Here is a 16,269-nt window from a genome sequence, read left to right on the forward strand (position 1 = left end):
CCCACTTTCCCTTTTCTCCACTTGGCTAAATGTAAAAAAATGGTTAAGACTATGATCAGGTCAGACCACTTTATTTATTTTTTTACAGGGGAGTGTTATGGGTCAGGTTTTACCGCTGATTACCCGCCAGGGCGATCGTATCGCCATTGTTAGCGGCTTACGTACGCCTTTTGCCCGTCAGGCGACGGCTTTTCATGGCATTCCCGCTGTTGATTTGGGGAAGATGGTCGTAGGCGAATTGCTGGCACGCAGCGAGATCCCCGCCGAAGTGATTGAACAACTGGTTTTTGGTCAGGTCGTACAAATGCCTGAAGCCCCCAACATTGCGCGTGAAATTGTTCTTGGCACCGGAATGAATGTCCATACCGATGCTTACAGCGTCAGCCGCGCTTGTGCTACCAGTTTTCAGGCGGTTGCAAACGTCGCCGAAAGCCTGATGGCGGGAACTATTCGTGCGGGGATTGCCGGCGGGGCAGATTCCTCTTCCGTATTGCCCATTGGTGTTAGTAAAAAACTGGCGCGCGTGTTGGTGGATGTCAACAAAGCCCGCACGATGAGCCAACGACTGAAACTTTTTTCTCGCCTGCGTTTGCGTGACTTAATGCCCGTACCGCCTGCGGTGGCGGAGTATTCCACAGGCTTGCGGATGGGCGACACCGCCGAACAAATGGCGAAAACCTACGGTATTACTCGCGAACAGCAAGATGCGCTGGCGCACCGTTCACATCAGCGTGCTGCTCAGGCATGGTCAGAAGGTAAGCTCAAAGAAGAGGTAATGGCCGCCTACGTTCCTCCTTATAAACAACCGCTCGCGGAAGACAACAATATTCGCGGCAATTCCACGCTTGCTGATTACGCAAAGCTGCGTCCGGCGTTTGATCGCAAACACGGGACGGTAACGGCAGCAAACAGTACACCGCTGACCGATGGCGCAGCGGCGGTGATCCTGATGACTGAATCACGGGCGAAAGAATTGGGCCTGGTGCCGCTGGGATATCTGCGTAGCTACGCATTTACCGCTATTGATGTCTGGCAGGACATGTTGCTCGGCCCGGCCTGGTCAACGCCGCTGGCGCTGGAACGCGCTGGATTGACGATGGCCGATCTGACATTGATTGACATGCACGAAGCCTTTGCCGCCCAGACGCTGGCTAATATTCAGTTGCTTGGCAGCGAACGTTTTGCGCGCGACGTACTGGGGCGTTCCCATGCTACTGGTGAAGTGGACGATAGTAAGTTTAACGTGCTTGGTGGTTCCATTGCGTACGGGCATCCCTTCGCAGCGACTGGAGCGCGGATGATTACCCAGACATTGCATGAACTTCGCCGTCGCGGCGGTGGATTTGGCTTAGTGACCGCTTGTGCTGCTGGTGGGCTTGGTGCGGCAATGGTTCTGGAGGCGGAATAATGGAAATGGCATCAGCTTTTACTCTTAATGTTCGTCTGGACAACATTGCAGTCATCACCATCGACGTTCCCGGTGAGAAAATGAATACCCTGAAGGCGGAGTTTGCCTCGCAGGTGCGCACCATTATTAAGCAACTTCGCGAAAACAAAGAATTACGTGGAGTTGTATTTATCTCAGCGAAACCGGACAACTTTATCGCCGGAGCAGACATCAACATGATCGGCAACTGCAAAACGGCGCAAGAAGCGGAAGAGCTGGCGCGGCAGGGGCAACAGTTAATGGCGGAGATTCATGCTCTGCCTGTTCCGGTTATCGCGGCTATTCATGGCGCTTGCCTGGGGGGCGGGCTGGAACTGGCACTGGCGTGTCATGGCCGCGTCTGCAGTGACGATCCTAAAACGGTGCTTGGCTTGCCGGAAGTTCAGCTTGGATTATTGCCAGGTTCAGGCGGCACCCAGCGTTTACCGCGCCTGATAGGTGTCAGCACAGCATTAGAGATGATCCTCACTGGAAAACAACTTCGGGCGAAACAGGCATTAAAGCTGGGGCTGGTGGATGACGTCGTTCCGCAATCCATTTTACTGGAATCCGCCGTTGAGTTGGCAAAGCATGATCGACTATCTTCCCGCCCGCTACCTGTACGCGAGCGCATTCTGGCGGGGCCGCTAGGTCGTGCACTGTTGTTCAAAATGGTCGGCAAGAAAACAGAGCAGAAAACTCAGGGGAACTATCCGGCGACAAAACGCATTCTTGAAGTCATCGAAACCGGATTAGCGCAAGGCACCAGCAGCGGCTATGACGCGGAAGCCCGTGCCTTTGGTGAACTGGCGATGACACCACAATCGCAGGCTCTGCGTAGTATCTTTTTTGCCAGTACCGAAGTGAAGAAAGATCCGGGCAGTGATGCTCCGCCTGCGCCGTTAAATAGCGTAGGGATTTTAGGCGGTGGCTTGATGGGGGGCGGTATTGCTTATGTTACTGCTTGTAAAGCGGGCTTGCCGGTCAGAATTAAAGATATCAACCCGCAGGGCATAAATCATGCATTGAAGTACAGCTGGGATCAGTTGGAGGGCAAAGTGCGCCGCCGACATCTCAAAGCCAGCGAACGTGACAAACAGCTGGCATTAATTTCGGGAACAACGGATTATCGCGGCTTTGCCCATCGTGACTTAATTATTGAAGCAGTGTTTGAAAATCTCGAATTAAAACAAAAGATGGTGGCGGAAGTAGAGGGAAATTGCGCCACTCATACCATCTTCGCTTCGAATACGTCATCTTTACCAATTAGTGATATTGCCGCTCACGCCTCGCGGCCGGAGCAGGTTATCGGTCTTCATTTCTTCAGCCCGGTAGAAAAAATGCCGCTGGTGGAGATCATTCCCCATGCGGGGACATCGGCGCAAACCATCGCTACAACGGTAAAACTGGCGAAAAAACAGGGAAAAACGCCAATTGTTGTGCGTGACAAAGCCGGGTTTTATGTCAATCGCATTTTAGCGCCTTACATCAATGAAGCTATCCGCATGTTGACTGAAGGTGAACGGGTTGAGCATATCGATGCCGCACTGGTCAAGTTTGGTTTTCCGGTGGGACCAATCCAACTTTTGGATGAGGTAGGAATCGATACCGGGACTAAAATTATTCCTGTACTGGAAGCCGCTTATGGAGAACGTTTTAGCGCGCCTGCAAATGTTGTTTCTTCAATTTTGAATGACGATCGCAAAGGCAGAAAAAATGGTCGGGGTTTCTATCTTTATGGGCCGAAAGGGCGTAAAAGCAAAAAACAGGTCGATCCTGCTATTTATCCGCTGATTGGCGCGCAAGGGCAGGGGCGACTCTCCGCACCGCAGGTTGCTGAACGGTGTGTGATGATGATGCTGAATGAAGCTGTACGTTGTCTGGACGAGCAGGTTATCCGTAGCGTGCGTGACGGGGATATCGGCGCGGTATTTGGAATTGGGTTTCCGCCGTTTCTCGGTGGCCCATTTCGCTATATCGACGCTCTCGGTGCGGCAGAAGTGGTTGCAATAATGCAACGTCTGACCGCGCGGTACGGTTCTCGTTTTACCCCTTGCGATCGTTTAGTTGAGATGAGCGAGCGTGGGGAAAGTTTTTGGAAAACAACTGCAACTGACCTGCAATAAGAAGGTCAAAGTTATATGAATCCGCGCTGAATGGCGGAGTGTTGGTCAAAATGTAAACGCATATTGACTATACTTACGCCATTGAGGTAAAAAACAGCGTTTCATTCGGTGAATGGATAAGGCACAATGCCGGCCACCGTCGTGTTTCTCTGGTTTCAGATGAAACACGACGGGCGAATCTGGTTAACAAAAGCGGTGCAATATGCAAGTTTTTATCATGCGTCACGGCGACGCAGCCCTCGATGCCGCCAGTGATTCGGTTCGTCCTCTGACCACTAATGGTTGTGACGAATCTCGCCTGATGGCGAACTGGCTGAAAGGTCAAAAAGTGGAAATCGAACGTGTTCTGGTGAGCCCGTTCCTGCGAGCCGAGCAAACACTGGAAGAAGTGGCGGATTGTATGGACCTGCCTTCCAGTGTAGAAGTTCTGCCTGAGCTAACGCCCTGTGGCGATGTTGGTCTGGTCAGTGCGTATCTCCAGGCACTGACCAACGAAGGTGTCGAGTCGGTACTGGTTATCTCCCACTTACCATTAGTCGGGTATCTGGTTGCCGAGTTATGTCCGGGCGAAACGCCGCCTATGTTTACCACTTCAGCGATTGCCAGCGTAACACTTGATCAAAGTGGAAACGGCCAATTCAACTGGCAGATGAGCCCGTGTAATCTGAAGATGGCAAAAGCAATTTAAAAGCTCATATGCCCGGTTGCGTACGCGTATACCGGGCAAATTTTTTCTGTCCTAATTGTGATCATATTTTACATATCACGAATTTTATTATCTTTCTTGTTATTGAAACTGGTAATAACACAGTGGAATAATGGTTTTGTATCTTGAATATAAATTAATTAATTTAATCAAGAATGAATCTTAGCAATAAATAAATGCAAAATCATTATAAATTCTTTTAGTGGTTTTTATATCCAATTCATTCATATCGGTTATGAAGTTTTTCTTTTTTTTTGATGGCGCGCATGTATTTTTATTGAAAATCGAGAGAGATATTCTGGTTGTGTATTGATTAATTAAATCTACATAAAGTCTTTAAGTATTACTACATTGCTTATTTTTAAAGATAAGACCAACATAACGACACACCAGAGAATATCTGTTTGCATTCTATGATTATTTGGGACATATGATGTTCAATGGTTAACTAAAAGTGTCAGACATAATATATACAATAATATTATGTCAGTTGCTTGTATTATACATTTTAATGATTTAAGGACAAATAATGAGTAAGTTTGCCAAAACAGCCATTGCTGCCGCAATGGTGATGGGCGCAGTTGTCTCCACGTCAGCATTTGCTGCAGGCAACAACGGTACTGCACGTTTCTATGGCACCATTGAAGACTCTCCGTGCTCTATCGTTCCAGACGATCACAAACTGGAAGTGGATTTAGGCAACATTGGTGCAGAAGCACTCAAAAACAACGGGACTACCACGCCGAAAGACTTTCAGATTCGTTTACAGGACTGCGTATTTGATACCCAAACGAACATGGAAACGACATTCACCGGTAACGTTTCTACGGGAAACGAGAATTACTACACCATTTTTAATACCGATACAGGTGCTGCGTTTAACAATGTAAGCCTGGCGATTGGTGATAAGCAAGGTACTTCCTATAAAAGCGGTGCTGGTATTAAACAGCCGATCGTAAATGACTCAGTAACCAATAAAGGCAAACCTAAACAGACGCTGAACTTCAAAGCCTGGTTAGTTGGTGCGGCTGGTACGCCTGACCTGGGTGGTTTTGAAGCAAATACCACCTTCCAGATTACCTATCTCTAAGGTAATTCACCCCCATAGCATCTCGCTATGGGGGATTTTGGCGAGTTTTTGGACTTATTATAATAATCACGGATGAATACGTGTATGCCTGACCATTCCCTTTTCCGCTTACGGGCGCTTCCCTGGTGCGTTGCCGTGGTCATCTCTGGATGCCATATCAATGCCTGGGCTGATGAAGATATTCAGTTTGATTCCCGTTTTCTGGAATTAAAAGGCGACACGAAAATCGATTTGAAGCGATTTTCAAGCCAGGGTTATGTTGAACCGGGTAAATACAGTTTACAGGTTGAGGTCAATAAACAGCCGTTACCCGGTGAATATGATATTTACTGGTATGCTGCAGAAAATGATGCCAATAAGACTTACGCCTGCCTGTCGCCAGACCTGGTGGCACTGCTTGGTTTCAAAGAAGACATTGCGAAAAATTTGCAATGGGTTCACGACGGTAAATGCCTTAAGCCAGGCCAATTTGACGGTCTGGAAATGCGTGTTGATTTAAGCCAGTCCGCGCTCCTTATCAGCTTGCCGCAGGCTTATCTTGAATACAGCGATGTCGACTGGGACCCTCCCTCGCGCTGGGATGATGGCATCTCAGGTTTAATTGCCGATTACAGCATCAACGCCCAAACCCGACACGAAGAAAATGGCGGTGATGACAGCAACGATATCAGCGGCAACGGTACGGTTGGCGTTAACCTCGGGCCGTGGCGCTTGCGAGCCGACTGGCAGAGCGATTATCAGCATACCCGCAGTAATGATGAAGAGACGGAAGACAGCACCGAAAGAAACTGGGACTGGAGCCGTTACTACGCCTGGCGCGCGTTACCGAGTCTGAAAGCCAAACTGGCACTCGGTGAAGATTACCTCGATTCCGATATTTTCGATGGCTTTAACTACATCGGCGGTAGTATCAGTACTGACGATCAAATGCTGCCGCCGAACCTGCGCGGCTATGCTCCGGATATTTCCGGCGTGGCCCATACGGCGGCGAAAGTCACCGTTAGCCAGGCCGGGCGCGTAATCTATGAAACCCAGGTGCCAGCCGGGCCATTCCGTATCCAGGATCTTGCCGATTTTAGCTCTGGTACGCTGCATGTGCGCATTGAAGAGGTGAACGGTCAGGTGCAGGAGTATGACATCAGCACTGCCTCCATGCCGTTCCTGACTCGCCCGGGCCAGGTGCGCTACAAAATTATGATGGGGCGACCACAGGAGTGGGGGCACCATGTGCAAGGCGGGTTCTTTTCCGGTGGCGAAGCGTCCTGGGGGATAGCAAACGGCTGGTCACTGTATGGCGGGGCGCTTGGCGATGAAAATTACCAGTCAGCCGCGCTTGGGATTGGTCGCGATCTTTCCGTTTTCGGTGCGATGGCCTTTGATATCACCCACTCGCATACCCGACTTGACGATTCGACCGCTTACGGAAAAAGCACGCTCGACGGTAACTCTTTCAGAGTCAGTTACTCCAAAGATTTTGATGAACTCAACAGCCGCGTCACCTTCGCCGGATACCGCTTCTCGGAAGAGAACTATATGACCATGAGCGAGTATCTGGACGCAAATGACAGCGCAATGGTTCGCTCTGGCAATGATAAAGAGATGTACACCGCCACCTATAACCAGAACTTCAGGGATGCCGGTGTTTCTGTTTACCTGAACTATACGCGCCACACCTATTGGGATCGTGAGGAACAGACCAACTACAACGTAATGCTCTCCCACTATTTCAATATGGGCGGCATTCGGAACATGAGTATCTCTCTGACCGGTTATCGCTACGAGTATGACGATAGCGCTGACAAAGGCGTCTACATCTCCTTAAGTATGCCGTGGGGCGATAGCAGCGTTGTGAGTTACAACGGCAACTACGGCAGCGGTTCAGACAGCAGCCAGGTAGGGTATTTCAGTCGTATCGATGACGCCAGTCATTATCAGATAAACGTGGGCAACAGTGAAAATCACTCCAGCGTGGATGGTTATTACAGCCGTGACGGTTCAATGGCCCATGTGGATCTCAATGCCAACTACCATGAAGGGCAGTACACCTCTGCCGGGTTGTCGCTACAGGGCGGCGCTACGCTCACGGCTCACGGTGGCGCGTTGCACCGTACTCAAAATATGGGCGGTACGCGATTACTGATTGACGCTGACGGTGTCGCGGACGTACCGGTCGAAGGAAATGGTGCAGCGGTTTACACCAATATGTTTGGTAAAGCCGTCGTTGCCGACGTCAATAACTACTACCGTAACCAGGCCACGATTGACCTGACCAGACTGCCAGAAGACGCCGAAGCCACGCAGTCAGTGGTGCAGGCGACGCTTACCGAAGGCGCCATTGGCTACCGTCAATTTGCGGTCATCAGTGGGCAAAAGGCGATGGCTGTCCTGCGCATGAGTGATGGCAGTTACCCGCCATTTGGTGCGGAAGTGAGAAACGAACATGACCAGCAGGTCGGCCTGGTTGATGATGACGGCAACGTCTATCTGGCTGGAGTAAAAGCGGGCGAACACATGCGTGTCTCATGGAATGGCGAACCCCACTGTGAGATTTCACTGCCAGACCCGCTGCCCGCCGACCTGTTCAACGGCCTGTTACTGCCGTGCAAGCAACAAGGCGCGGTGATGCCTGCGGCTCCGTCAGACATTAAACCGATGATTCAGGAACAGACGCAGCAGGTCACACCTGGCGCGGAACCCATGGCTATTTCAGCAAACCAATAACGTGATTAAGGATTGATCCATGTATACATTGACTCGCTCTGCAACACGCGCTGCCCCTGCGTTGGCGCTGCTGGTGGCGGCCACCAGTTTTACCACCCACGCATCGGTGACGCCCGACCGTACACGCCTGGTCTTCAATGAAGGCGACAAATCTATTAGCGTCACGTTGCGCAATAACGACCCGAAGCAGCCCTACCTGGCACAAAGCTGGATGGAGGACGAAAAGGGCAACAAAATCAGCTCGCCACTTACGGTACTGCCGCCGGTACAGCGTATTGATGCGATGATGAATGGGCAGGTAAAAGTCCAGGGAATGCCGGATATCAACAAGTTACCCGCCGATCGTGAGAGTATGTTCTACTTTAACGTGCGTGAAATCCCGCCAAAATCGAACAAACCTAATACGCTGCAAATTGCCCTGCAAACGCGTATCAAATTGTTCTGGCGACCAAAGGCACTGGCAAAAATTGACATGAGGGAGCCGTGGCAGCACAAGGTGACCTTAACCCGCAATGGCCAGGCGTTCACCGTCAATAACCCCACGCCCTATTACGTGATTATCAGCAATGCCAGCACGCAGAAAAATGGTAATCCGGCAGCCGGGTTTACGCCGCTGGTCATGCCGCCGAAATCGTCCGCACCGTTGAATGTGAAGATGGACACTGTGCCGGTGCTGACTTACGTCAACGACTACGGCGCGCGATTGTCGCTGAACTTTAAATGCACTGGCAATAATTGCCAGGTGGATGCAGAGCAAAGCCGCAAAGGCTGATGCCGGGAGAGTCTTATGAAATACACGTTTCTGGTGGGAACGGGCATTTTTCTCCTGAGCGGCTGGCTGATGGGGAACCTTGCTGTGGCAGCGGAAAGTAAACCGGTGTTATTGACGTTGCGCGTTCTGGTGGATGGGCCGCCGCCCTGTTCCGTAAAGGGGAGCAATGTGCAATTTGGCGAAGTCTACATTAGCAAAATCAATGGCACGAATTACCGCACCACGCAGCCGCTTTATACCCTGAACTGTAGTAGCAGGGCTTCAGGTGTTGATGATCTGCGGATGCAGCTTAAAGGCACCACTACCGTGATTAACGGGGAAACTGTTATTGCGACCGAAATACCCGGCCTGGGCATTCGCATTGAAAATGGTGCCGATAACTCTCTGTTCAGAGTGGGTGAAGGTAACTGGTCTGATTTTAATGTTAACCAGTTGCCCAACCTCACAGCGGTGCCGGTAAAACAGAGCGGAGTGCAGCTTACGCCAGCGGAATTTAACGCCAGTATGACGATGGTGGTGGATTACCAATGAAAAAACGCTTGTTACTTTTACTCTGCACCTGCGGTGGCGTTGCGCTGGCGGCTGACGATGACATCACCTTCCACGGTACGCTGGTGGCACCGCCTGCCTGTGCTATCAGCGATGGAAAGACCCTCGAAGTGGAATTTCGCGATCTCATCATCGACAGTATCAACGGAGACTATGGCCGCAAGGAAGTGGAATATAGTCTGAGCTGTGACTCTGACACGCGCGATCCCGAGTGGGTTATGACACTCACCTGGACGGGTACGCAGACCGCCTACAATGACTCGGCTATCGAAACAGACGTTCCCGGCTTTGGTATTGAACTTCAGCACGATGGTCAGCCTTTTAAGCTGAATACTCCGCTTACTATTAACGCCACCGATTTTACCCAAAAGCCGAAGCTGGAAGCCGTGCCAGTGAAGTCAGCCGATGCGGTGCTGAGTGATACCACGTTTTCAGCCTATGCAACATTGCGGGTGGATTATCAATGAAGACAGAACGTATTTATTCGCTCGGCTATGGGCTGTTAGCGGGCCTGTTGTTGATCGGCAGCACGCGTGCCCTGGCCGTGGACAACAACCTGCATTTTTACGGCAATTTAATTAGCCGCTCTTGTACGCTGGTGGTTGATAGCGGAAATCTGGCCGAAGTCCATTTTCCAACTATCAGTCGTCGGGATCTTATGGCTGCGGGGGAGTCTGCGCACGTCCCGGTGGTGTTTAAGCTGAAAGATTGTAAGGGACCTGCGAGTTATCAGGTCCAGGTGACCCTTACCGGTACGGAAGACAGTGAACAGCCCGGTTTCCTGGCGCTGGATACCACATCAACCGCGCAGGGCGTGGGGATTGGGATGGAAACGACTGACGGTGTACGGGTGGCAATTAACGACCCAACCGGGGCGAAATTCACGCTTAGCGATGGCAGTAATGACATTAATTTCAGGGCCTGGTTACAGGCGAAAAGCGGTCGGGAAGTGACGATGGGCGATTTTACCGCCAACCTGACGGCGACCTTCGAGTATATCTAATATGAAAAAAATACGATTTCTGCTTTGCGTCATGCTGGCGCTGTGCTTTAGCCAGGGAGCCCAGGCGAAACTGGGGACAACCTATAATAACGTGTACATCTATTATGGGAGTGTTACAGGTTTCGCAAAAATTGACTTCTTCCTTGATTTGTTGACGACTAATGGGGTTTATCATGGGGAGTATTATCAGAATATACCGCTTGGCGTTGAGGTAGGAAATCTCCCTAATCAGTCATGGACCGGACCTGGAAACATACCCGCACCCAAAATCACTGTCCTTACAGGCGATTATACCGATTTGTATAAGTGCCCGGGGGTTCTCAATATTGATCCAGATACCAACTGGAGTTGCTCATATTTAAAACTATCCATAGAGGTTGACGGCTCGGCAGAGACGTGTCCGTGGATGGTGGGTTTTACGGCAAACAGTAGTGTAAATTTTTATCTTTTACATAAGGTGGAATACTACAGGGGGCCGACAAGCTATACAACAGTGTGTCCGGGTGAGCCATTAACAAACTATGATATCTCCTGGAGTGACAGCCGGGTTGAACACAGTCAAATTTTGAATCTGCAATCGACAGGTTCAGTCATTGAAAAAAACTTATCTACCTATCTGATGAAAGATGGTCAGCTTTGTGATGGCAGTAAAATAGATGAGCGCGGTGCGTATTGCCGCTTTGTCAGTCAGCAAATCACGTTTACGGCTGAAGGGTGCGATGACGCCAGAGTAACAGTCGCGCCAACGCAGCACCCTATTACCGACCGGCAACTGCACGATATGTTGGTGCGTGTTGATACCAGTAACAGGCAGGCAATAGACTCCACGTGTCGCTTTCAGTATGTATTGAATATGTTGTAGCATTATTTCACCGACCAGTTAGCTGGTCGGTGAAAGTGCATGTTGATAATGATGTCAGGGCAACTCAGGCGGCAACCACTCTTCCACTTCAATCAACACTAATAAAGCTGCATCACCGCCGTACTCTTTCGGTGCCTGGTGAAACGCCATCACATGGGGATGTTGCGCCAGCCACAGCGGCGTTTGCTGCTTCAAAATATGCTTACCATGACCATGCATCACGCAGGCGCAAAACACATGTTCACGACGGCAGGCGGCAATCAGAGCCCCAAGTTCCTGCTTAGCTTGCAATTGCGTCAAACCGTGTAAATCCAAAAACAATTCCGGCGAATAATCGCCGCGGCGCAGTTTCTTCGCTTCAAAATGGCTTACATCCGGACGGACATATTTCACCGGACCTTCGGTATTCAATAACGGTTGAAACTCATCGGAGAAATAATGGCTGGCATCGGCCTGTTCCTGAATTAACCGCTTGACCGGTACTTCGCTAATTTTTTTACGCAGCGGCCGATGGACAATGGTGTCCTGCTTTATCTGGCGGGTTCCCGCCATCAACTGGCGAAAAAGCGCCTGGTCCTCCTCGCTAAGTGATGATTTCTTTTTCATTTACATCTCTCATTTCTAATTTTCCTACAGTTTACCCGACTCGTCGTCTAATCGATCGTTTTAAACGTATTTTTCCTCACTCACCGCGCGTGAATGCTGATTTATCGTCATCTTCATGGCAAACTAGCCGCCGAAATTAATGCGACCATGCCCTGGAGGAATACGTGGATAAAATTTTCGTTGATGAAGCAGTAAATGAGCTGCAAACCATTCAGGACATGTTGCGCTGGTCGGTGAGCCGCTTCAGCGCGGCAAATATCTGGTACGGCCACGGCACCGATAACCCGTGGGATGAAGCCGTACAACTGGTGCTGCCATCGCTCTACCTGCCGCTGGATATTCCGGAAGATATGCGCACCGCGCGTCTGACTTCCAGCGAAAAACACCGTATTGTTGAGCGCGTGATCCGCCGCGTCAACGAACGCATTCCGGTGGCCTACCTGACCAACAAAGCCTGGTTCTGCGGTCATGAATTTTACGTCGATGAACGTGTGCTGGTGCCGCGCTCGCCGATTGGTGAACTTATCAACAATAAATTTGCCGGACTCATCAGCAAGCAACCGCAACACATTTTAGATATGTGCACCGGAAGCGGCTGTATTGCGATTGCCTGCGCTTATGCCTTTCCGGAAGCAGAAGTCGACGCGGTAGACATCTCTCCTGACGCGCTGGCGGTTGCTGAACAGAACATCGAAGAACATGGTCTGATCCACAACGTCATTCCGATTCGTTCCGATCTGTTCCGGGACTTGCCGAAAGTGCAGTACGACCTGATCGTCACTAACCCGCCGTACGTTGATGCGGAAGATATGTCCGACCTGCCAAATGAATACCGTCACGAGCCGGAACTGGGTCTGGCATCTGGTACTGACGGCCTGAAACTGACGCGTCGTATTCTCGGTAATGCGGCAGATTACCTTGCTGATGATGGCGTGCTGATTTGTGAAGTCGGCAACAGCATGGTACATCTTATGGAACAATATCCAGATGTTCCGTTCACCTGGCTGGAGTTTGATAACGGCGGTGATGGTGTGTTTATGCTCACCAAAGAGCAGCTTATTGCTGCACAAGAACATTTCGCGATTTATAAAGATTAAGTAAACACGCAAACACAACAATAACGGAGCCGTGATGGCTGGAAACACAATTGGACAACTCTTTCGCGTAACCACCTTCGGCGAATCGCACGGGCTGGCGCTCGGCTGCATCGTCGATGGTGTTCCGCCAGGTATTCCGCTGACGGAAGCGGACCTGCAACACGATCTCGACCGTCGTCGCCCTGGGACATCGCGCTATACCACCCAGCGTCGTGAGCCAGATCAGGTCAAAATTCTCTCCGGTGTTTTTGAAGGCGTTACTACCGGCACCAGCATTGGTTTACTGATCGAAAACACTGACCAGCGTTCTCAGGATTACAGCGCAATTAAAGACGTTTTCCGTCCAGGCCATGCCGATTATACCTACGAACAAAAATATGGCCTGCGCGATTATCGCGGCGGCGGTCGTTCTTCCGCTCGCGAAACCGCCATGCGCGTTGCAGCAGGGGCGATTGCCAAAAAATATCTCGCTGAGAAATTTGGTATAGAAATTCGCGGCTGCTTGACCCAAATGGGCGACATTCCGCTGGAAATCAAAGACTGGTCTCAGGTCGAGCAAAATCCATTCTTCTGCCCGGATCCGGACAAAATCGAAGCCTTAGATGAACTGATGCGCGCGCTGAAAAAAGAGGGCGACTCTATTGGCGCGAAAGTCACCGTGGTGGCCAGTGGCGTCCCTGCCGGACTTGGCGAGCCGGTCTTTGATCGCCTTGATGCTGACATCGCCCATGCGCTAATGAGCATTAACGCGGTGAAAGGTGTGGAAATTGGTGATGGTTTTGACGTGGTAGCGCTGCGTGGCAGCCAGAACCGTGACGAAATCACCAAAGACGGTTTCCAGAGCAACCATGCGGGCGGTATTCTCGGCGGCATCAGCAGCGGGCAGCAAATCATTGCCCATATGGCGCTGAAACCGACCTCCAGCATTACTGTGCCTGGACGCACCATTAACCGCTTTGGCGAAGAAGTTGAGATGATCACCAAAGGCCGTCACGATCCTTGTGTTGGGATCCGCGCGGTGCCGATCGCGGAAGCGATGCTGGCGATCGTTTTAATGGATCACCTGTTACGGCAACGGGCGCAAAATGCTGATGTGAAGACTGATATTCCACGCTGGTAAAAATGAACAAAACTGCGATTGCGCTGCTGGCCCTGCTTGCCAGTAGCGCCAGCCTGGCAGCGACGCCGTGGCAAAAAATAACCCAACCTGTGCCGGGTAGTGCACAATCGATAGGCAGTTTTTCAAATGGCTGTATCGTTGGTGCTGACACGCTGCCGATACAGTCCGAACATTATCAGGTCATGCGTACCGATCAGCGTCGCTATTTCGGGCACCCGGACCTGGTGATGTTTATCCAGCGTCTGAGTAGCCAGGTGAGCAATCTGGGTATGGGCACGGTGCTGATTGGCGATATGGGAATGCCTGCTGGTGGGCGTTTCAATGGCGGTCACGCCAGTCATCAGACCGGACTGGATGTGGACATCTTCCTGCAACTGCCGAAAAAACGCTGGACCTCCGCGCAACTCTTGCGCCCACAAGCATTAGATTTGGTTTCCCGCGACGGTAAACACGTTGTCCCCACGCTGTGGAAGCCCGAAATTTTCAGCTTGATTAAACTCGCCGCGCAGGACAAAGACGTCACGCGCATTTTTGTTAATCCGGCGATTAAACAACAACTTTGCCTTGATGCGGGCACCGATCGCGACTGGTTGCGCAAAGTGCGACCCTGGTTCCAGCATCGCGCCCATATGCATGTACGATTACGTTGTCCTGCCGATAGCCTGGAGTGTGAAGATCAACCTTTACCGCCACCGGGCGATGGTTGCGGGGCAGAACTGCAAAGCTGGTTTGAACCACCAAAACCGGGAACAACAAAGCCTGAGAAGAAGACACCGCCTCCGTTGCCGCCTTCCTGCCAGGCGCTACTGGATGAGCACGTGATCTAATGGAAACGTTTAATAGCCTGTTTATGGTTTCCCCGCTATTACTGGGACTCCTCTTTTTTGTCGCCATACTGGCGGGATTTATCGACTCTATTGCCGGGGGCGGTGGGCTACTCACCATTCCGGCATTAATGGCGGCGGGGATGTCTCCGGCTAACGCGCTGGCAACCAATAAACTGCAAGCCTGCGGTGGCTCTATTTCTGCCACTATCTACTTTATTCGGCGCAAAGTGGTTAGCTTAAGCGATCAGAAACTTAATATCGCCATGACCTTTATCGGCTCAATGAGCGGCGCTTTGCTGGTGCAGTACGTTCAGGCTGATGTCTTGCGGCAGATTTTGCCCATTCTGGTGATTTGTATTGGTCTTTATTTCTTACTGATGCCCAAATTGGGAGAAGAAGATCGCCAGCGTCGGATGTATGGACTGCCATTTGCGCTGGTGGCGGGGGGCTGCGTTGGTTTTTACGATGGATTCTTTGGCCCGGCTGCCGGATCGTTTTACGCGTTAGCCTTCGTTACGCTGTGCGGCTTTAACCTCGCCAAAGCCACGGCCCACGCCAAATTACTCAACGCAACGTCAAACATCGGCGGTTTGCTGCTGTTTATTCTCGGCGGCAAAGTGATTTGGGCGACAGGATTTGTGATGCTGGTGGGGCAGTTCCTCGGCGCGCGCATGGGGTCAAGACTGGTGTTGAGCAAAGGACAAAAGCTGATTCGCCCGATGATTGTTATCGTCTCGGCGGTGATGAGTGCCAAATTACTTTATGATAGCCACGGACAGGAGATCCTCAACTGGTTGGGGATGAACTAATGAATAGTACACACCACTATGAGCAGTTGATTAAAATTTTTAATAGCTGCTTTGCCGATGAATTTAATACCCGTCTGATTAAAGGCGACGACGAACCGATCTATCTTCCTGCTGATGCGGAAGTACCGTATAACCGAATCGTCTTCGCTCATGGCTTTTATGCCAGCGCCATCCACGAGATTTCGCACTGGTGTATTGCCGGGAAAGCGCGCCGTGAGCTGGTTGATTTCGGCTACTGGTATTGCCCGGACGGACGCGATGCCCAGACGCAAAGTCAGTTTGAAGCTGTTGAAGTGAAGCCGCAGGCGCTGGACTGGTTGTTCTGTGTGGCGGCGGGATATCCGTTTAATGTCAGTTGCGACAATCTGGAAGGGGATTTCGAACCGGACCGCGTGGTATTTCAACGGCGGGTACATGCACAGGTGATGGATTATCTGGCAAACGGTATTCCCGAGCGTCCGGCACGCTTCATTAAAGCACTACAAAATTATTATCACACGCCGGAACTTACGGCGGAACAGTTCCCGTGGCCGGAAGCGCTCAACTGAAGCCTGC

16 protein-coding genes are annotated in these 16,269 nt (G+C 51.0%); 15 read left to right on the top strand and 1 reads right to left on the bottom strand.

The features are described from left to right. Positions 1-97 precede the first annotated feature (97 nt). The 10 genes from fadI (at position 98) to BEB42_RS19145 (ending at position 11,255) form a co-directional block, all read left to right on the top strand. On the top strand, positions 98-1,408 hold the full coding sequence (fadI, locus tag BEB42_RS19100; protein ID WP_074500922.1) for an acetyl-CoA C-acyltransferase FadI: 1,311 nt from the start codon (positions 98-100) through the stop codon (positions 1,406-1,408). After that, positions 1,408-3,552, top strand: coding sequence for a fatty acid oxidation complex subunit alpha FadJ (fadJ, locus tag BEB42_RS19105; RefSeq protein WP_000425049.1), 2,145 nt, complete (start codon positions 1,408-1,410; stop codon positions 3,550-3,552). Before fadI ends, fadJ begins: the two co-directional genes overlap by 1 nt. A 202-nt stretch (positions 3,553-3,754) precedes the next feature. Further along, on the top strand, positions 3,755-4,240 hold the full coding sequence (gene sixA / locus BEB42_RS19110; RefSeq protein ID WP_074497235.1) for a phosphohistidine phosphatase SixA: 486 nt from the start codon (positions 3,755-3,757) through the stop codon (positions 4,238-4,240). 547 nt (positions 4,241-4,787) lie between these two features. Next, positions 4,788-5,348 (top strand): fimbrial protein, encoded by a 561-nt coding sequence (locus BEB42_RS19115; protein ID WP_000032643.1) that lies wholly within the window; start codon positions 4,788-4,790, stop codon positions 5,346-5,348. 84 nt (positions 5,349-5,432) lie between these two features. After that, the gene (locus BEB42_RS19120) at positions 5,433-8,069 is read left to right on the top strand and encodes a fimbrial biogenesis outer membrane usher protein (protein ID WP_001353062.1); all 2,637 of its coding nucleotides are present in this window, start codon (positions 5,433-5,435) and stop codon (positions 8,067-8,069) included. Between the two features lie 19 nt (positions 8,070-8,088). Continuing rightward, the gene (locus BEB42_RS19125; protein WP_000288456.1) at positions 8,089-8,841 is read left to right on the top strand and encodes a fimbria/pilus periplasmic chaperone; all 753 of its coding nucleotides are present in this window, start codon (positions 8,089-8,091) and stop codon (positions 8,839-8,841) included. A 15-nt stretch (positions 8,842-8,856) separates the two neighbouring features. Further along, the gene (locus BEB42_RS19130) at positions 8,857-9,372 is read left to right on the top strand and encodes a fimbrial protein (protein WP_000877915.1); all 516 of its coding nucleotides are present in this window, start codon (positions 8,857-8,859) and stop codon (positions 9,370-9,372) included. Continuing rightward, positions 9,369-9,857 carry a fimbrial protein gene (locus tag BEB42_RS19135; RefSeq protein ID WP_000746677.1) on the top strand — a complete coding sequence of 163 codons (489 nt, stop codon included), beginning with the start codon at positions 9,369-9,371 and terminating at the stop codon, positions 9,855-9,857. The genes BEB42_RS19130 and BEB42_RS19135 overlap by 4 nt, the downstream gene beginning before the upstream one ends. After that, entirely contained in the window at positions 9,854-10,393 is a 540-nt protein-coding gene (locus tag BEB42_RS19140; protein ID WP_000846254.1) for a fimbrial protein, read from the top strand. The genes BEB42_RS19135 and BEB42_RS19140 overlap by 4 nt, the downstream gene beginning before the upstream one ends. 1 nt (position 10,394) lies before the next feature. Further along, positions 10,395-11,255 (top strand): StfH/YfcO family fimbrial adhesin, encoded by an 861-nt coding sequence (locus tag BEB42_RS19145; RefSeq protein WP_000723789.1) that lies wholly within the window; start codon positions 10,395-10,397, stop codon positions 11,253-11,255. Between the two features lie 54 nt (positions 11,256-11,309). Here the strand turns inward: BEB42_RS19145 and smrB are convergent, their stop codons facing one another. Beyond that, positions 11,310-11,861 (bottom strand): endonuclease SmrB, encoded by a 552-nt coding sequence (gene smrB / locus BEB42_RS19150; RefSeq protein WP_000730533.1) that lies wholly within the window; start codon positions 11,859-11,861, stop codon positions 11,310-11,312. A gap of 164 nt (positions 11,862-12,025) precedes the next feature. Between smrB and prmB the strand changes: the two genes are divergently transcribed. The 5 genes from prmB to epmC are packed head-to-tail and all read left to right on the top strand — an operon-like array spanning position 12,026 to position 16,262. Further along, positions 12,026-12,958, top strand: a complete 933-nt coding sequence (gene prmB / locus BEB42_RS19155; protein WP_001353063.1) for a 50S ribosomal protein L3 N(5)-glutamine methyltransferase — start codon at positions 12,026-12,028, stop codon at positions 12,956-12,958. A 34-nt stretch (positions 12,959-12,992) separates the two neighbouring features. After that, a complete protein-coding gene (aroC, locus tag BEB42_RS19160; protein WP_001353064.1) occupies positions 12,993-14,078 on the top strand; it encodes a chorismate synthase in 1,086 nt (361 codons plus the stop codon). 2 nt (positions 14,079-14,080) lie between these two features. Next, positions 14,081-14,905 carry a penicillin-insensitive murein endopeptidase gene (gene mepA, locus BEB42_RS19165; RefSeq protein ID WP_001043810.1) on the top strand — a complete coding sequence of 275 codons (825 nt, stop codon included), beginning with the start codon at positions 14,081-14,083 and terminating at the stop codon, positions 14,903-14,905. Continuing rightward, positions 14,905-15,714 (top strand): sulfite exporter TauE/SafE family protein, encoded by an 810-nt coding sequence (locus tag BEB42_RS19170; protein ID WP_000447349.1) that lies wholly within the window; start codon positions 14,905-14,907, stop codon positions 15,712-15,714. The genes mepA and BEB42_RS19170 overlap by 1 nt, the downstream gene beginning before the upstream one ends. Then, complete coding sequence (gene epmC, locus BEB42_RS19175) at positions 15,714-16,262, top strand: elongation factor P hydroxylase (RefSeq protein ID WP_001089252.1); 549 nt, start codon at positions 15,714-15,716, stop codon at positions 16,260-16,262. Before BEB42_RS19170 ends, epmC begins: the two co-directional genes overlap by 1 nt. Positions 16,263-16,269 lie beyond the last annotated feature (7 nt).

Source organism: Escherichia sp. MOD1-EC5990 (assembly GCF_002965285.1).
In the GTDB taxonomy this organism is placed as follows: Bacteria; Pseudomonadota; Gammaproteobacteria; order Enterobacterales; family Enterobacteriaceae; genus Escherichia; species Escherichia coli_F.

Coding starts and splice junctions, on each gene's coding strand:
- fadI (WP_074500922.1), top strand. CDS start 98: ATGGGTCAGGTTTTACCGCTGATTACCCGCCAGGGCGATCGTATCGCC.
- fadJ (WP_000425049.1), top strand. CDS start 1,408: ATGGAAATGGCATCAGCTTTTACTCTTAATGTTCGTCTGGACAACATT.
- sixA (WP_074497235.1), top strand. CDS start 3,755: ATGCAAGTTTTTATCATGCGTCACGGCGACGCAGCCCTCGATGCCGCC.
- BEB42_RS19115 (WP_000032643.1), top strand. CDS start 4,788: ATGAGTAAGTTTGCCAAAACAGCCATTGCTGCCGCAATGGTGATGGGC.
- BEB42_RS19120 (WP_001353062.1), top strand. CDS start 5,433: ATGCCTGACCATTCCCTTTTCCGCTTACGGGCGCTTCCCTGGTGCGTT.
- BEB42_RS19125 (WP_000288456.1), top strand. CDS start 8,089: ATGTATACATTGACTCGCTCTGCAACACGCGCTGCCCCTGCGTTGGCG.
- BEB42_RS19130 (WP_000877915.1), top strand. CDS start 8,857: ATGAAATACACGTTTCTGGTGGGAACGGGCATTTTTCTCCTGAGCGGC.
- BEB42_RS19135 (WP_000746677.1), top strand. CDS start 9,369: ATGAAAAAACGCTTGTTACTTTTACTCTGCACCTGCGGTGGCGTTGCG.
- BEB42_RS19140 (WP_000846254.1), top strand. CDS start 9,854: ATGAAGACAGAACGTATTTATTCGCTCGGCTATGGGCTGTTAGCGGGC.
- BEB42_RS19145 (WP_000723789.1), top strand. CDS start 10,395: ATGAAAAAAATACGATTTCTGCTTTGCGTCATGCTGGCGCTGTGCTTT.
- smrB (WP_000730533.1), bottom strand. CDS start 11,861: ATGAAAAAGAAATCATCACTTAGCGAGGAGGACCAGGCGCTTTTTCGC.
- aroC (WP_001353064.1), top strand. CDS start 12,993: ATGGCTGGAAACACAATTGGACAACTCTTTCGCGTAACCACCTTCGGC.
- mepA (WP_001043810.1), top strand. CDS start 14,081: ATGAACAAAACTGCGATTGCGCTGCTGGCCCTGCTTGCCAGTAGCGCC.
- BEB42_RS19170 (WP_000447349.1), top strand. CDS start 14,905: ATGGAAACGTTTAATAGCCTGTTTATGGTTTCCCCGCTATTACTGGGA.
- epmC (WP_001089252.1), top strand. CDS start 15,714: ATGAATAGTACACACCACTATGAGCAGTTGATTAAAATTTTTAATAGC.